At 23.2% G+C, this 16,703-nt stretch carries 19 protein-coding genes and 2 pseudogenes; 10 read left to right on the forward strand and 11 right to left on the reverse strand.

The window, feature by feature from the left end:
- Positions 1–22: 22 nt before the first annotated feature.
- On the reverse strand, positions 23–256 hold the full coding sequence (locus AACL24_RS04560; protein WP_339048988.1) for a hypothetical protein: 234 nt from the start codon (positions 254–256) through the stop codon (positions 23–25).
- Positions 257–456: 200 nt separating this feature from the next.
- Between AACL24_RS04560 and AACL24_RS04565 the strand changes: the two genes are divergently transcribed.
- Positions 457–735 (forward strand): transposase, encoded by a 279-nt coding sequence (locus AACL24_RS04565; protein ID WP_339048990.1) that lies wholly within the window; start codon positions 457–459, stop codon positions 733–735.
- A 41-nt stretch (positions 736–776) separates the two neighbouring features.
- Positions 777–1,103 (forward strand): IS3 family transposase, encoded by a 327-nt coding sequence (locus tag AACL24_RS04570; RefSeq protein WP_339048992.1) that lies wholly within the window; start codon positions 777–779, stop codon positions 1,101–1,103.
- On the opposite strand, the gene AACL24_RS04575 is transcribed toward AACL24_RS04570, so the two are convergent.
- Positions 1,095–2,333, reverse strand: a complete 1,239-nt coding sequence (locus tag AACL24_RS04575) for an IS256 family transposase (RefSeq protein ID WP_339049369.1) — start codon at positions 2,331–2,333, stop codon at positions 1,095–1,097. The genes AACL24_RS04570 and AACL24_RS04575 overlap by 9 nt on opposite strands.
- Before the next feature lie 86 nt (positions 2,334–2,419).
- Here AACL24_RS04575 and AACL24_RS04580 point away from each other — a divergent pair.
- Positions 2,420–2,959: pseudogene (locus AACL24_RS04580) on the forward strand (IS3 family transposase); the annotation flags it as partial.
- Between the two features lie 22 nt (positions 2,960–2,981).
- Here AACL24_RS04580 and AACL24_RS04585 read toward each other — a convergent pair.
- The 4 genes and pseudogenes from AACL24_RS04585 to AACL24_RS04605 form a co-directional block, all read right to left on the reverse strand.
- A pseudogene (locus AACL24_RS04585) lies at positions 2,982–3,660 on the reverse strand (IS256 family transposase); the annotation flags it as partial.
- A gap of 57 nt (positions 3,661–3,717) precedes the next feature.
- Positions 3,718–6,267, reverse strand: a complete 2,550-nt coding sequence (locus AACL24_RS04595; RefSeq protein ID WP_339048998.1) for a hypothetical protein — start codon at positions 6,265–6,267, stop codon at positions 3,718–3,720.
- Positions 6,227–6,580, reverse strand: coding sequence for a hypothetical protein (locus AACL24_RS04600; RefSeq protein WP_339049000.1), 354 nt, complete (start codon positions 6,578–6,580; stop codon positions 6,227–6,229). The genes AACL24_RS04595 and AACL24_RS04600 overlap by 41 nt, the downstream gene beginning before the upstream one ends.
- Before the next feature lie 166 nt (positions 6,581–6,746).
- A protein-coding gene (locus tag AACL24_RS04605; RefSeq protein ID WP_339046819.1) for an IS5 family transposase occupies positions 6,747–7,576 on the reverse strand; the annotation gives its coding sequence in 2 pieces (ribosomal slippage) (positions 6,747–7,180 and positions 7,180–7,576; 831 coding nt in all).
- A 212-nt stretch (positions 7,577–7,788) separates the two neighbouring features.
- On the opposite strand from AACL24_RS04605, the gene AACL24_RS04610 reads away from it, so the two are divergent.
- On the forward strand, positions 7,789–8,355 hold the full coding sequence (locus tag AACL24_RS04610; protein ID WP_339049002.1) for a hypothetical protein: 567 nt from the start codon (positions 7,789–7,791) through the stop codon (positions 8,353–8,355).
- Here AACL24_RS04610 and AACL24_RS04615 read toward each other — a convergent pair.
- The gene (locus tag AACL24_RS04615) at positions 8,342–9,580 is read right to left on the reverse strand and encodes an IS256 family transposase (RefSeq protein ID WP_339046650.1); all 1,239 of its coding nucleotides are present in this window, start codon (positions 9,578–9,580) and stop codon (positions 8,342–8,344) included. The two genes, AACL24_RS04610 and AACL24_RS04615, sit on opposite strands and share 14 nt — an antisense overlap.
- Before the next feature lie 284 nt (positions 9,581–9,864).
- Positions 9,865–10,694, reverse strand: a protein-coding gene (locus AACL24_RS04620; RefSeq protein WP_339049004.1) for an IS5 family transposase whose coding sequence is annotated in 2 segments (ribosomal slippage) — positions 9,865–10,298 and positions 10,298–10,694 — 831 coding nt in all. Because the reading frame shifts where the segments join, the coding sequence is not laid out codon by codon here.
- Between the two features lie 162 nt (positions 10,695–10,856).
- On the opposite strand from AACL24_RS04620, the gene AACL24_RS04625 reads away from it, so the two are divergent.
- A complete protein-coding gene (locus AACL24_RS04625) occupies positions 10,857–11,087 on the forward strand; it encodes a hypothetical protein (RefSeq protein WP_338959629.1) in 231 nt (76 codons plus the stop codon).
- Positions 11,088–11,331: 244 nt separating this feature from the next.
- On the opposite strand, the gene AACL24_RS04630 is transcribed toward AACL24_RS04625, so the two are convergent.
- Positions 11,332–11,739, reverse strand: coding sequence for a transposase family protein (locus AACL24_RS04630; RefSeq protein ID WP_339045908.1), 408 nt, complete (start codon positions 11,737–11,739; stop codon positions 11,332–11,334).
- A 23-nt stretch (positions 11,740–11,762) separates the two neighbouring features.
- Positions 11,763–12,185: a transposase family protein gene (locus AACL24_RS04635; protein WP_339045912.1), complete on the reverse strand. Its 423-nt coding sequence runs from the start codon at positions 12,183–12,185 to the stop codon at positions 11,763–11,765.
- Positions 12,186–12,400: 215 nt separating this feature from the next.
- On the opposite strand from AACL24_RS04635, the gene AACL24_RS04640 reads away from it, so the two are divergent.
- The 3 genes from AACL24_RS04640 to deoC are packed head-to-tail and all read left to right on the forward strand — an operon-like array spanning position 12,401 to position 14,785.
- Complete coding sequence (locus AACL24_RS04640; RefSeq protein ID WP_339049006.1) at positions 12,401–13,123, forward strand: RsmE family RNA methyltransferase; 723 nt, start codon at positions 12,401–12,403, stop codon at positions 13,121–13,123.
- Between the two features lie 11 nt (positions 13,124–13,134).
- Entirely contained in the window at positions 13,135–14,118 is a 984-nt protein-coding gene (locus AACL24_RS04645; protein ID WP_339049008.1) for a Gfo/Idh/MocA family oxidoreductase, read from the forward strand.
- Positions 14,108–14,785, forward strand: a complete 678-nt coding sequence (gene deoC / locus AACL24_RS04650; protein WP_339049010.1) for a deoxyribose-phosphate aldolase — start codon at positions 14,108–14,110, stop codon at positions 14,783–14,785. Before AACL24_RS04645 ends, deoC begins: the two co-directional genes overlap by 11 nt.
- Positions 14,786–15,335: 550 nt before the next feature.
- On the opposite strand, the gene AACL24_RS04655 is transcribed toward deoC, so the two are convergent.
- On the reverse strand, positions 15,336–15,776 hold the full coding sequence (locus AACL24_RS04655) for a hypothetical protein (protein ID WP_339049012.1): 441 nt from the start codon (positions 15,774–15,776) through the stop codon (positions 15,336–15,338).
- Between the two features lie 337 nt (positions 15,777–16,113).
- On the opposite strand from AACL24_RS04655, the gene AACL24_RS04660 reads away from it, so the two are divergent.
- Positions 16,114–16,260, forward strand: a complete 147-nt coding sequence (locus AACL24_RS04660) for a hypothetical protein (protein WP_338959612.1) — start codon at positions 16,114–16,116, stop codon at positions 16,258–16,260.
- Between the two features lie 179 nt (positions 16,261–16,439).
- Positions 16,440–16,649: a 50S ribosomal protein L32 gene (gene rpmF / locus AACL24_RS04665; protein ID WP_281747878.1), complete on the forward strand. Its 210-nt coding sequence runs from the start codon at positions 16,440–16,442 to the stop codon at positions 16,647–16,649.
- Positions 16,650–16,703: the final 54 nt, after the last annotated feature.

The raw sequence follows: 16,703 nt of genomic DNA on the forward strand, positions 1-16,703 counted from the left end.
TGCTGATAGTCCAGCGGGCATATTAATCACCCCCTTTTTCTAATTCTCTTTGTTGTTTTTCCATTTCTAATTTACGTTTCTTCTTTTCAAAATCTTTACGACAAAAAGTACAATCCGGTTCACTATCATTCTCCTTTATATGTTTTCTATGTTTATATTTTTCTATACCCTCACGTATTCAATTTCTACAAAACCAAAGAATTAAACAAAAACCACCAATATATAACGCATATTTTATAATTTCTTTAAAATCCATTATTTAACACTTCCTTTTTTTCTTTTTTTTTAAAAAAATCAATTAAACTAAATAATTCATAAACAATTACTAAAACAAAAAGTAAAATATTAATTCCTAAATCTAAACCAATAAAAAAGTCAAATGGATGGGTTACAATTTATTGGACACTAATTACGTAGACAAGTAAACAAATTTGTTAAAAGAAAGGAACTATAATTATGGCCAATATTAACTCATATACCGATGAATTTAAAAAACAAATAGTAGCTTTATATCAAAGTGGCAAATCAGTATCTTGCCTTGCTAAAGAATATAATGTTACAAGAGCAGCTACTTACAATTGAATTAAGCAATTTAGTAATTCAGGAAGTTTTAAAACTAAAGATAATCGTTCTTTTGAAGAAATTGAATTAATTAAATTAAGAAAAGAATTAAAGCAATTACGAATGGAAAATGATATTTTAAAGCAAGCAGCACTAATAATAGGCAGAAAATAGAAATTATTGTCAAAAATAAAGCTAAATATAAAATTCGCACAATGTGTCGTTTTTTAAAAATATCTAAATCAACATATTATTTTAATTTAAAGAAAAAAGAAAATAAAATCAAAAATAATATTTATGATGAAGCTGTTATTAGTGGTTTTAAAGAAAATAAAGAAGTTTATGGTACTAGAAGATTAAAAAAAATTCTAGAAAACCAAGAAATTTATTTATCGCGCAGAAAAATTAAAAAAATTATGAATGAAAATAATTTAATATCAAAATATACTAAATTATCATTCAAAAATCATAATAACAAAGTTAACGATAGTCGAGGCTTTTATGTAATCTGTGTATCTTTGTTTTACAAAGTACTAGTTTAGATTAATTCTATCTTCAAATTTTATCATAAAATGAGCAATTGCTGTATTTCAATTTTGAATGGGCATTGTTCATTTTTTTGTTATATTTTCAATTGCTAAATAAAATATTTTAAAAACTGCCATATCATTAGGAAAAACTTTTTTATTTCTGATAACTTTTCGTAATTGACTATTTACAGATTCAATAGCATTTGTTGTATAAATAACTCTTTTGATTTCTGTAGGATAATTAATAAAAACCATTAAATTATCTCAATTTTTATATCAAGATTTAGCAATTTGAGGATATTGTTTATTTCACTTATTTTCAAAGGATTCTAAAGCCTGCATTGCTTGTTCTTCACTACATGCAGTATAAATTGGTTTTAAATCTGCAACTAGAGATTTTCTATGCTTATATGAGACATATTTCAAACTATTTCTAATTTGATGAACTATGCATAATTGATGTTCTGTTTTAAGATAAACTGATTGTATTGCTTCTGACATGCCTGTTAAATTATCACTACAAGCAATCAGAATATCATTTAAGCCACGATTTTTCATTTCTGTTAAATTTGCTAATCAAAATTTAGCACCTTCATTTTCACTAATTCATAAACCTAAAACATCTTTTTTACCTTCTAAATCAACTCCTAAAGCTATATAAACTGATTTATTAATAATCCTTTTATCTTGTCGTACTTTCACTACTATGCAATCAAAATAAACAATCGGATAGACACTTTCTAATGGTCGATTTTGCCATGCTTTTACATCATCAATAACATCATCAGTAATTTGACTAATAACACTTTCACTAATATCAGCACCATGATATAACTCTTGTAATTGCATTCTAATATCTGATAATGTCATACCTTTTGCATATAAAGAAAGAACTTGTTGATCAAAACCATCAAATCTTCTTTGTCTTTTTGCAACTATTATAGGATTAAAATTACTATTGCGATCTCGTGGTACATCAATCTCAATTTTACCTTGTTGAGTTATTATTTTTTTTGAACTTATACCATTACGAGCATTGTCACTATTACTATGTTGATTCTTTTCATATCCCAAATAATTTTGCATCTCAGAATTCAACATTTTTTCTACTAATCTTTTTGTTAATTCTTTATACAATCCTCCCTCTTTAAAAACTGTTGTTAAATCTTCAGTATTTTCTAATAATAAATCTACTGCTTTTGATATTGGATCATTATTATTAATATTTTGCTTTTTAGCCATCTGTAACTCACTCTTTCTAGTCATTTAATTATATTTACTAGAATTAATTAAACATAGTTATTTTTGTAAGTTACACAGATTACTAAACATTACCCGATAGTCAAATAACTAATCTTGTTAATAGAAAATTTAAGAATAGGATTAAAAATGAAGTTATTGTTAGTGATTTAACTTATGTACAAGTTAATGGTAGGTGAAACTATATTTGCCTATTAATAGACCTATTTAACCGCGAAATTATCGGACATAGTGTTGGAGTTAAAAAAGATGCATCATTAGTACATCAAGCATTTATGCAATCAAATCGCTGTTTAAAAGATATTCAAATATTTCATAGTGATCGCGGTAATGAATTTAACAATAAAATTATTGATAAACTTTTACTAGCATTCAATATTAACCGTTCTTTAAGTAAAAAAGGTTGTCCTTATGATAATGCTGTTGCTGAAGCAACTTTTAAAACTTTTAAAACCGAATTTATTAATGATAAAAATTTTACATCATTAATCCAATTAAAATTAGAATTATTTGATTACATCAATTGATATAACAATATAAGAATTCACAGCACTTTAAACTACTTAACTCCAGTTAAATATCAACAACAAATGTTTACCAAAAAATAGTCCTAAAAAGTGTTGCCATTCCAAAATTTGCTAATCAAAATTTAGCACCTTCATTTTCATTAATTCATAAACCTAAAACATCTTTTTTACCTTTTAAATCAACTCCTAAAGCTATATAAACTGATTTATTAATAATCCTTTTATCTTGTCGTACTTTCACTACTATGCAATCAAAATAAACAATCGGATAGACACTTTCTAATGGTCGATTTTGTCATGCTTTTACATCATCAATAACATCATCAGTAATTTGACTAATAACACTTTCACTAATATCAGCACCATGATATAACTCTTGTAATTGCATTCTAATATCTGATAATGTCATACCTTTTGCATATAAAGAAAGAACTTGTTGATCAAAACCATCAAATCTTCTTTGTCTTTTTGCAAATATTATAGGATTAAAATTACTATTGCGATCTCGTGGTACATCAATCTCAATTTTACCTTGTTGAGTTATTATTTTTTTTGAACTTATACCATTTACGAGCATTGTCACTATTACTATGTTGATTCTTTTCATATCCCAAATAATTTTGCATCTCAGAATTCAACATTTTTTCTACTAATCTTTTTGTTAATTCTTTATACAATCCTCCCTCTTTAAAAACTGTTGTTAAATCTTCAGTATTTTCTAATAATAAATCTACTGCTTTTGATATTGGAACATTATTATTAATATTTTGCTTTTTAGCCATCTGTAACTCACTCTTTCTAGTGATTTAATTATATTTACTAGAATTAATTAAACATAGTTATTTTTGTAAGTTACACAGATTACTAAACATTACCTTAATAGATAAAAATGTATCTATATTTTTATTACTAAAACTTTCAGTAGTTGAATATTTTAACCCTAATAAATTACCTATATTATTAATTTCTTCTATAGTATCAAAATTATATTTATAATAAATATCTACACTTTTATAAAATCTTTTTAAATCATTAAATGTTTTAATTAATAAAGTTGGATCTACTAAAGACTTTATATCAAATGTTTCATTCAATATTGGAATATTATTATCTACAATTCATGAATTAGTATTATCAGACATATCATTAGTATTAACTAAAGTAGTATTATTACTATTATAATTAATAGATAAATTTTTAGTATTAATAATTATTGTTTTAGCAATATTTAGTGGGTCGGGTGGTAATATATTTGCTCGATAACTGAATGTTGTTTCTTCACTTTCTTCATATTCATCATGATTTAATTTATATTGTGTTGTTCAATTAAAAGTATTTCCAGTTAAAGCACCATTATTATTATATCTATATTGTGCAACTGATATTTCATTATAATCACCTTGATAAGTATAAGGATTATCACTATAAAATGTATGTCTTTCTTCACCTTGATGTAAACTTTGACTTATTATATCAGTAATAATATAAGCATAATTAGAACCATCAGCAATACCATTACTTGTAGGATTTCATTGACATTCAGTATCTTCACTTGTAAAAGGACTTGCTATATCTAAAAATTCTGTATCTTCTGCTAAAATATAAACTTTATTATTTTTCTTTTGTGATAAATCAACAGTTGATATTTGTTCTTTTACTGTTAATTTTTGTCCAGTTTTAGCATCTCATGGATAAACACTTATTCTATCACTTAATTTCATAGTCATAGCAGTTGTACTAACATTAGCACCTAACATTTTACCTAATTCAAAATCACTTGTATTTGAAAAAACATTTAAAGAAATAAATCAATTATCATCATTTTCTCCAATAATGGAACTTAAATTACTTGCAAAAAAAGCAGACATAAATCCGTTAAAAAATGCCATTTTTTTATATTGCTGATAATTTTGAGTTTTAATTCAACCAATTGGAATACCTAAAGTTAAAGCATTTAACATTTTACCAATTAAAAGATAAGAACTATATGCTACTGGTAATCATTGATTTGAATCATAAGGCATTTGAACTAATGAAGAAAATACTACACTATTAAAATTTAATATTGCTGACATATATTTTTGTGATATTTTACTATAATCAACAGTTGGACTTCCTATAATTAAATTAGTATCTGGGTCTTTATATTTAAAATTACTTGACATATCAACATTATAATTGCCAGTTAAATTATTAATATTTCATTCACTATCTCAAAACATTTTTGCTTCTCCAATTGCTGTTCCATTACTTTTAATTGCTAATTCTTTATTACATGCTAATAAACCTTTAAAATCTTTTTCTGCTAACATATCAAATCTTTTTGCTTCTAAAAATTTTTGTCAATTATCATAATTAGTATATCCAGTTGGTCTTGCATCCATTATATTATAAAATGTAGTTTCTGGGTGACTACTTGTAGTTATTTGGTCATTAATTCCTGCTAATAAACCACCATTATTTTTAACTTCAGTAGTACTATAATCATTATTACCAGCAATAAATAATCTTCGTGAAGCAAATACTTTACTTTCAAATATTTCTTCATTACCTTGTTGAATAGGTTCTTGTCCTTGAAAAATAGGTCTTCCATAATAATAACAACTTGATAATAATTCTAATCCATATGATTGTCTATGAGCATATCTTACACCTATATCTTTCATTAAAGTTCTATTAAGTGTTACTATACCATTTTTAATTGTTGGAAAAGCATAACCACTACCAGCACTAGCATATTGAACATAATTTAATGTAGTTTGACCACTAGCAACTGCTCTATCATTAACTGAACTAAAAGTTAATACCTGATGAGCAAATAAACCATCAAAAGGACTATAATAATTAGTTGCATTACTTAAATATAATAATTGTCTATCTTGATTTTTACCAGTATTACCACCAATATTTTCATTTTCATCATTAAAAACACAAAAATATTGTAAATAATCATCAACAGTTATTTTTTCTTCAAATACAATTAAAGTATATTGTCTTGTAGTTGATATAGTTTTAAAAATAGTATTACTACTTAAACTACCAAAATCTACACCACTAATATCTTCTACTAAATAAGCATTTCAATAATCACCTATTTTATATTTTTTAGTATAAAATTCATCTTGACCAGTAACTTTATGTGTTTCTTTATCAATTTTACCTTTATTTTTTTGAGATATTTTTGTACTATTTTTTCAAAGAGCAACAATTGGCGTATTACCACTAAGTACTAATTCCATTTGTCCAAAATCAGTTATTTTACTATTAATATGTTTATAACTCGTTTCAGTTAAAGGAATTGCTCCATTATTAAGTACAAAAGGAAATATTTTTCAATGACTATAACTTTTAATTATTTGTTGATTCAATTTTATTGTTTTGTGACTCATTTGCATTAATTTTATTCGAATATTGTTGTTCATTATTGCCATTTTCATTATCTCCTAACTTTTCATTTAATATTTGTGTTTCTTTAATAATATTATTTAATTTTGCTTCTGCCATAAGTTGGTCAATATTATCATATTCTCCAATTGCTTCACTTACTGACATTGTGCCATTATTTAATCTTGAATTAATAATTTGGTCTTGTACTATTTGGTCAGTCATAGCAATTGGTATAAATTTAAATGAATAAGGTCTTTCTCCTTTTCCATCTCAATAAGGTTGTCCATCTTCTTTTTTACAATAGACTTCTTGCAAAACTATGATATTAATCACATTTTTTAAGTTTAAAAATTTATTTTAATAACACTTTTAATATTTTTTAAAAATTATTGTTCAAAATATGTTTTATTTTTTGTCATTAAAATACAACAAAAATTATTATTTCAAATAAAAAAATAAAATATTAAATTATCAAATATATTTAAATTAATAATTGTAAATTATAAATTGAAGCTATTAAATTAAATCTTAATGCAAATTTTTTTCTTCTATTTCGATATTTTTCACTAATAATTTTAAATTTTTTAAGAATCGCAAAAACATGTTCAATAACAACTCTCATTTTTGAAATAGCCTTATTATTTTTCTTTTCTTCTTTAGTTAAAGGGTTTTTCTTTGATTTTCGTTTAGGTAATAAGACATTTTTATGTATGTTTTGTATACCTTGATATCCTAAATCTACTAAAATAGTTGTTTCTGATAAAAATTTCGTTTTTGAATTTTTTAAAATTTTAAAATCATGATTTTTACCATAAGAAAAATAAGAACTTATAATTTTTTTACTATCTTTTTCAATTATGACTTGAGTTTTTATTGTATGTTTTTTCTTTTTTCCTGAATAATATTGTTTTTGACTTTTTTTGGGCGTTGAATAGTACTTTCAGTCACATCAATGATAACTGTTTTATCTTTAAAATTATTATTTAACAGTGATTTTTGCCCATCAAGTTGTTGAAAATCAGGATGTTTTATTAAAGTATTTTCTATTCACTTGATATTCCTATAGCAACTACTTTCACTAATTCCATAACTTTTAGCAATATGAAAATAAGTTCGATACTCTCTTCAATATTCTAAAGTCATTAATAAACGATTTTCTAATGATAATTTATTAGGTGTACCACCATTTTTAAACTTTTTTACTTCTTCTGTCTTTAAAATTTTTAGAATTTTATTAAAAATAATATCATTTATACCAGTTAATCTTAATAATTCTGGATTGTTAATAGTTTTTAATTTATCAAACATCATAGATTACCTATCTTTTTTATTTTTAATTTTATTTTAAAAATTAAATTTTTAATAGATAGGTTTTGCAAGAAATCTAATATAAAAATTTAAGTCAATACAAAAATGATCTTTTATTAATAAATAATAATAATAATTTTGATAGAATACCAATCAAAGAGTTTATAAAAGAACAAACAGAATGTAAAGAAAAACCATCTATAGCGGAATTCACAATGTGGGGTGTTATTTCAGTACTTTTTGTTGGTGTTCCAATATTGATTTCTTGTTTACCCTTTGTAAGGAGGGAAATTGCAACAGAATTAAAAGACAAACTTATAGTTGGTTTAATTTCAATTACGCTTGGCTTATTTATTAAAACTGCTGGAACAACAGTTTCAACTGCAATAAAAAAAGTTGATTCATGAATTTATAATAAAATGTTTAAAAATCAAGAAAAAATTGAAAAAGATAAAAAAGAATTTAAAACAATAATTAGAGACTTGACAAGTGATAAAGTAGAAACTCAATTAGAAAGACAATTTAATATTTTAAAACAAGAATTAGATAATAGGAAAAAGCAAAAAATAAATAAACTATTAAGTAATAAAACAACGTGAGAAAACCCAGATAAAGCAAAACCAACAGTTACTAATCCTGTTGCTAAAAATTTTGATTTAAGTGTTATAGTTAATTCTTCTGATATACAACCCCCAATTAGTCCAGTAACAAAACAACGAAGTTATTCGAGGCTTTTATGTAATCTGTGTATCTTTGTTTTACAAAGTACTAGTTTAGATTAATTCTATCTTCAAATTTTATCATAAAATGAGCAATTGCTGTATTTCAATTTTGAATGGGCATTGTTCATTTTTTTGTTATATTTTCAATTGCTAAATAAAATATTTTAAAAACTGCCATATCATTAGGAAAAACTTTTTTATTTCTGATAACTTTTCGTAATTGACTATTTACAGATTCAATAGCATTTGTTGTATAAATAACTCTTTTGATTTCTGTAGGATAACTAATAAAAACCATTAAATTATCTCAATTTTTATATCAAGATTTAGCAATTTGAGGATATTGTTTATTTCACTTATTTTCAAAGGATTCTAAAGCCTGCATTGCTTGTTCTTCACTACATGCAGTATAAATTGGTTTTAAATCTGCAACTAGAGATTTTCTATGCTTATATGAGACATATTTCAAACTATTTCTAATTTGATGAACTATGCATAATTGATGTTCTGTTTTAAGATAAACTGATTGTATTGCTTCTGACATGCCTGTTAAATTATCACTGCAGGCAATAAGAATATCATTTAAGCCACGATTTTTCATTTCTGTTAAATTTGCTAATCAAAATTTAGCACCTTCATTTTCACTAATTCATAAACCTAAAACATCTTTTTTACCTTCTAAATCAACTCCTAAAGCTATATAAACTGATTTATTAATAATCCTTTTATCTTGTCGTACTTTCACTACTATGCAATCAAAATAAACAATCGGATAGACACTTTCTAATGGTCGATTTTGCCATGCTTTTACATCATCAATAACATCATCAGTAATTTGACTAATAACACTTTCACTAATATCAGCACCATGATATAACTCTTGTAATTGCATTCTAATATCTGATAATGTCATACCTTTTGCATATAAAGAAAGAACTTGTTGATCAAAACCATCAAATCTTCTTTGTCTTTTTGCAACTATTATAGGATTAAAATTACTATTGCGATCTCGTGGTACATCAATCTCAATTTTACCTTGTTGAGTTATTATTTTTTTTGAACTTATACCATTACGAGCATTGTCACTATTACTATGTTGATTCTTTTCATATCCCAAATAATTTTGCATCTCAGAATTCAACATTTTTTCTACTAATCTTTTTGTTAATTCTTTATACAATCCTCCCTCTTTAAAAACTGTTGTTAAATCTTCAGTATTTTCTAATAATAAATCTACTGCTTTTGATATTGGATCATTATTATTAATATTTTGCTTTTTAGCCATCTGTAACTCACTCTTTCTAGTCATTTAATTATATTTACTAGAATTAATTAAACATAGTTATTTTTGTAAGTTACACAGATTACTAAACATTACCAGTTATTCAATAGACTTCTTGCAAAACTATGATATTAATCACATTTTTTAAGTTTAAAAATTTATTTTAATAACACTTTTAATATTTTTTAAAAATTATTGTTCAAAATATGTTTTATTTTTTGTCATTAAAATACAACAAAAATTATTATTTCAAATAAAAAAATAAAATATTAAATTATCAAATATATTTAAATTAATAATTGTAAATTATAAATTGAAGCTATTAAATTAAATCTTAATGCAAATTTTTTTCTTCTATTTCGATATTTTTCACTAATAATTTTAAATTTTTTAAGAATCGCAAAAACATGTTCAATAACAACTCTCATTTTTGAAATAGCCTTATTATTTTTCTTTTCTTCTTTAGTTAAAGGGTTTTTCTTTGATTTTCGTTTAGGTAATAAGACATTTTTATGTATGTTTTGTATACCTTGATATCCTAAATCTACTAAAATAGTTGTTTCTGATAAAAATTTCGTTTTTGAATTTTTTAAAATTTTAAAATCATGATTTTTACCATAAGAAAAATAAGAACTTATAATTTTTTTACTATCTTTTTCAATTATGACTTGAGTTTTTATTGTATGTTTTTTCTTTTTTCCTCAATAATATTGTTTTTGACTTTTTTTGGGCGTTGAATAGTACTTTCAGTCACATCAATGATAACTGTTTTATCTTTAAAATTATTATTTAACAGTGATTTTTGCCCATCAAGTTGTTGAAAATCAGGATGTTTTATTAAAGTATTTTCTATTCACTTGATATTCCTATAGCAACTACTTTCACTAATTCCATAACTTTTAGCAATATGAAAATAAGTTCGATACTCTCTTCAATATTCTAAAGTCATTAATAAACGATTTTCTAATGATAATTTATTAGGTGTACCACCATTTTTAAACTTTTTTACTTCTTCTGTCTTTAAAATTTCTAGAATTTTATTAAAAATAATATCATTTATACCAGTTAATCTTAATAATTCTGGATTGTTAATAGTTTTTAATTTATCAAACATCATAGATTACCTATCTTTTTTATTTTTAATTTTATTTTAAAAATTAAATTTTTAATAGATAGGTTTTGCAAGAAGTCTAATATAAAATATTGTTTTAAAAATAATTTTACTGAGTATTTAAAGGGTAGAAAAAATATTCAAAAAATAATAAAGGAAGTAAAAAATATGCCATGAGAACCATATGAAAAATGAAGTACAAAAGATAAAGATTCACTTGCAAAAAAATTAGATGAAGTAAATAATAGTTTTGGAAAAGAAAAAGAAAGAGAAAGACGAGGAAAAGTTGCTGCTACATTCGAAGAAAGTAATAAAAATAAGAACATAATAAATGATAAACCTTTAGTAAACATAGATAATAATGCTACTACTAAAGTTGCAAAATGTATTATTTTATAAATAATTAAAAACTACTTAATTAATTAAGTAGTTTTTAATTTAGGACATATTCCGTAATTAAATTTAATTAATTGTCAATAAAATTGTTTTAAAACTATTTAGTGTTATTGAATATAGAAATAAATATTTTTTGAAAAAATAGTTTAAAAAATGAGTTTACATTTTAAACAAAAAATTGTTAATAATATTTTTATATTAACTCGATAAAAATTTAAATTTTAAAAAAATATTTTTAATATTTTTTTTATTTTAATGGTTTTATTTTATTAAAAATTTCACAAAGTAAGTTAAATCTTAAGTACATAAGTCTAAATTTAGATTTTCTACATTTATTTACTAAAATTTTGAATCTTTTCAATCAAGCAAAGACATGTTCAACTTTAATTCTAATTTTAGATACAATCTTATTGTATTTTCTTTCTTGTTTAGTTAATTTTTTATTTTTAGTTCTTTTAATTGGTATTATTGTATTTTTATAAATATTTTGTATACCTTGATATCCTAAATCACCAATAATTATTGTTTTTTCTGAAAATTCAAGATTTGAATTTTTTAATATTTGAAAATCATGCACTTTACCATTATCAGCAAAAATATCAACAATTTTTTTATTAAAAAAATCATATACAATTTGAAATTTTATAGAATACATTCAACTTTTACCAGAAAAATATTCTAACTGTAGTTTTTTTTAGTTGGTCTTTCAATTTCAATCTCAGTTGAATCAATTAAATAAAATTGAAATTCATTTGAATTTTCTTGTTTTTTATCAATTTTTAATTTATATCTTTCTTTTAAAAATTGGTAATCTTTGTGGTTACTAAGTTTATTTTCTACTCAAGTAATATTTCGAAAACAACTTGATGGGCTCATTTTAGATTTAATACTCATTTGAAAAAAAGTATAATATTCTTTTCAGTATAATAAAGTCATCATTAATCTTTCTTCTACTGAAAGTTTATTTTTTCGACCTTTATTTTTTTCTAATTTTTCTATTTCAATTAATTTTTCTAACATTTCATTAAAATGAAAACGTTTTATACCAAAATATCTATAAAATTCTTCATTTTTTAATTTTTTTAAATTTTCAAAAATCATTTTTATCAACACTTTTCTAAATTTATTGTTAATAACAAAATTATAAAATAAATTTTAAAATTATTAATTGACTTTTAAAAAATTTAATTACGGAATATGTCTTTAGTTTCATGATAAAAGAAAAAAGAAATTTTATATTTTATAAATTAAAGATGATAGTTAAAACTTGTTAATTTGAGTTTTACCTTATGTTATAATCAAATTAGAGGTGGACTATGGAATGCTACTTTACTAACCATAAAACTAATAATATTTTAATATTAGATGAAGAAGATAGTAAACATCTAATTAAAGTATTACGTCATAAAATTAATGATGAAATAGTTATTATTCATCAAGAACAAAAATATTTAACAAAAATTATTGAAATTACATCAGTTATTAAATGCCAAATTATAAAAACAGTGCCAAATAGTAATTCAGAATTAAGATGTAAAATCACATTAGTAATATCGTTATTAAAAGAACAAAAATTTGATTTAGTCATTCAAAAAGCAGTAGAATTGGGAGTTTATCAAATTGTGCCATTGCAGTTAAAACGATGTGTTAGTATTTTAACAAGAACAAAAGCAGAACAGAAAGTTTTACGTTGACAAAATATTGCAAAAGCTGCTGCCAAACAATCAAATCGCAATTTAATTCCGATTGTTACACCCGTTGTTTTTGATTTAAAACAATTAGAACGATATCGGTCTCATCTTAATTTGGTTGCATATGAAAATTCATCAGAAACTAGTTGGATTAGTCAAATAAATAATAAATTATCATCAATAACAATTATAGTTGGACCCGAAGGAGGAATCACTAAAGAAGAAATTGCAACTTTAACACAACTTAATTTTAGTAATATTAGTTTAGGAAAATTAATTTTACGTGCCGAAACTGCACCTTTATTTTTAATGTCAATCATTAATTATGAAACAAGTTTAAAAAGTTAAAGGAGTACAAGATGATTAGAATTGGTATTATTGGAACTGGAAAAATTGTTCAAAGATTTATAAAGCAATCGTTAACTAATAAAAAAGTTAAAATAACTTGTATATATTCAAGAAGTTTAGATAAAGCAGAAACATGAGCAAAAAAATATAATATTGCCCATAGTACTGATGATTTAAATAAAATGATAGAACATATTGATGCTATTTATATTGCTTCACCAAATCGTTTGCATTACAAACAAAGTAAATTATTTTTAAATAATAATATTCATGTTTTAGTAGAAAAAACTATTACTTTTACAGTTGAAGAAGTTAAAGACCTAATTTCTTTAGCAAGAAGTAAAAAATTAATTTTATTAGAAGCTTATGTTACTGTTCATTTACCTATTTTTTCTAAATTAAAAAAATTAGTTCATGAAATAAATCCAGAAGTAGTTAACCTTAATTTTAATCGTATTTCTTCAAGAATGCCATCAGTTGAAAAAGGAATATATGATTCTGTTTTTGATAAAGATTTTGGTAAAGGTGCAACTTATGATAGTTTAGTATATCCATTACAATTAGTATTGTATTTATTAGGTAAAGTAAAAACAGTTAAAGCGATGGCAATTAAATTACCTAATGGTGTTAATTTAAGTAATCATGTTATTTTGAAGCATGAAAATGGAACTATTACTACTATTACTTGTAGTAAAGGAGTAACCTCTTATGCACAAAGTGAATTTATAGGTCATAATAGTAGTCTTGTTTTATCACAAGTTCATCCATTAAGTGGAATTAAGGTTTATACTAAAAACGGAATAAAAGAAATCGCAGATAATACTAATGAAGAAAGTTTAATGACATATGAATTAAATGATTTTGTAAAAATGATTAAAAATAAAGATTATTTAAGTCGAGATTATTGATTAAATCATAGTTTAATGAATCTTGAAGTTATTGAAGCAATTATTAAAAGTGAAAATGAATTAGGAGTTGAAGTTTATGAAAAGTAATATTAATTTAAATGAATATATTGATCATACATTATTAAAACCAGAAGCAACATTATCAATGATTGATACATTATGTAAAGAAGCTAAAACTTATTATTTTAAAGCAGTTTGTATTAATCCATTTTATGTTAATCGTGCTGTTACTTTATTAAAAAATAGTAATGTTAAAGTATGTACAGTGGTTGGTTTTCCATTGGGTGCCAATACTACACAAACTAAAGTAGCAGAAACAATTAATGCGATTAAAGATGGTGCTCAAGAAATTGATGTTGTTATTAATATTGGTGCATTAAAGGATAATGATCAAAAACTTGTATTGCAAGATCTACAAGCAGTTGGTAATGCATGTCCACAAAATATTATTTTAAAAGTAATAATTGAGTGTAGTTTATTAACAACAGAACAAAAAATTATTGCTTGTCAGTTAGTAACTAAAGTAAAAGCAGATTTTATTAAAACTTCAACTGGTTTTGCTAATGGTGGTGCCACGGTTGCTGATATTAAATTAATGAAAGCAAATATTGGTCCTCATGTTGCAATTAAAGCTTCTGGTGGTATTAAAAATCAAGATGATGCAATGGCGATGATTAATGCTGGTGCTACTAGAATTGGTACTAGTAATGGTGTTGCTATTATTTCAGGACAAGAAACTAAGGGTGGTTATTAATTAATGTAAATCAACAATTATATACTAAATATAAAAGAAAGAACAAAATATCTAAAACAGAAAATGAGAAAACAATAATCATTAACTTCATTTATTTATTATCTTTAAATAATTAAAATCAATTTATGAAAACTAATAATTTTGATAAAAATTGATATTTAAGGATTGTTTTTAAAGAAGTTTTTTCTTTAATAGACAAAATTATTTTTGAAAAATGCTTATATTATTTTTTAAAAAAGATTGATTTTGATAGGAAAATTATTGAAAATAATACTGTTTAAAAATATTTAACATTGAATTTACTAAGCAAAGATAATTAATCATCAATTACAAAAAGTCATCAGAAATAAAAAAGTCTTTCTTAATGATATGGCAGTTTTTCAAAATATTTTACTTAGTAATTAAAATATAACAAAAATTGAACAATTCATTTCAATTTTGAATAGGAATTGTTCAATTTATAATAGATTTAAAGATAGAATTAATCTGAACTAGTACTTTGCAAAACAAATATGTACAGGTTTCTAAAAAACCTCTTTCATTCTTTTATTTAGAGATCTTTGCTTTGATAGTGTACTGTAAAATCTCATTTATTTCAATCGCCATCTCTATTTGTTTTGACTACTAAACCTTGTGATCCATCTGTTGGTAATTTTGTTCAAAAATTTCTTATTTCTGGAAAGTTTTTATAAAGAATGTTAAAACCTGTTTCTATATCTGTAAGTCAAATATTTGATTTAGTATTATCAATTCGTGGAAACCTTCTTAGTTCTTCAAAAAGACGAGCTTCTGTAGAAACATTTGAAACATAAATATCTATCAAATTTTTAAATGTAAAATAATCAATTCAAATTTTTATATAATTTGCTTTCGTCATCCTATACTCTAATTCAAATGCTAAACAATTGGGAATCTCATCTTTTCATTTTGATGAATATTGCTTTTCATTTTGATTGAAAGTAGTTTGTTCGTTTTTATTTTGTTGTGACATAATTGTTTTTACTCCTTGTTAATTTTATAATTTAAAAAAATCATATACAATAAAAGTTACTAATGAAAGTTACAATTTTTTTATCTAAATTTATTTAAGTAACATTAATAAATATAGTATTAAAATTTTTTTAATCGAAAATAGTATAATTAAAGGTGATAATATTTAAAATATAAATAAGAATGATTTTATTTCTCCATTTTATGTTAAAGGAAAAATTATCAAAGTTGATAATACAACTGTTAGTCAAATTAAAAAATGTTAAAAAAGAAAAAGAGAATTAGCCAAATATGAAAATAAAATATTAAAAATAGAAAATATAAATAAAGATGTTATTTTGGAAATTTATGAAAGAATGTTTGAACAAGTAAAAGCTGAAATTAATTACTTACATAATGAACTAACTGAAGTTCAAAAAGAAATTGATATAAAAGACTGAAATATAGATAATTCTTTTCAATATAAATATGTAACACGATTATAAATAACTTATTTTAGGATTATAAAATAAATAAAATATTTTTTATTTTATAACAATAAATAAAATATTTGATTTATTAGTATTTTATTTCCAAAAATTTGAAAAACTTATCAAAAAAAATAGATTTTTCTGATAAATCAATATATAATTTATGAGATACGAAAGTAAGGAGGCAACAGACTATGGCAGTACCAGCAAGAAGAACGTCAAAAATGCGTAAAAATACACGTCGTGCCCATGATAGTTTATCTGCAACAACTACAACTAACTGTTTAAATTGTGGAGCAATTACTAAACCACATCATGCCTGTATGAAATGCAAGACATACAAAGGTGTAAGTATTACTAATCCATTACAAGCAGAAAAAACATCATCAACAGAAAAAAAATAAAATATGAATATATCTTATCTTAGATTACCTTCCTCTTATTTATTTAAAATAATA

The sequence above is a fragment of the Spiroplasma endosymbiont of Colias croceus genome (assembly GCF_964020095.1).
GTDB lineage: Bacteria > Bacillota_I > Bacilli_A > Mycoplasmatales > VBWQ01 > Spiroplasma_E.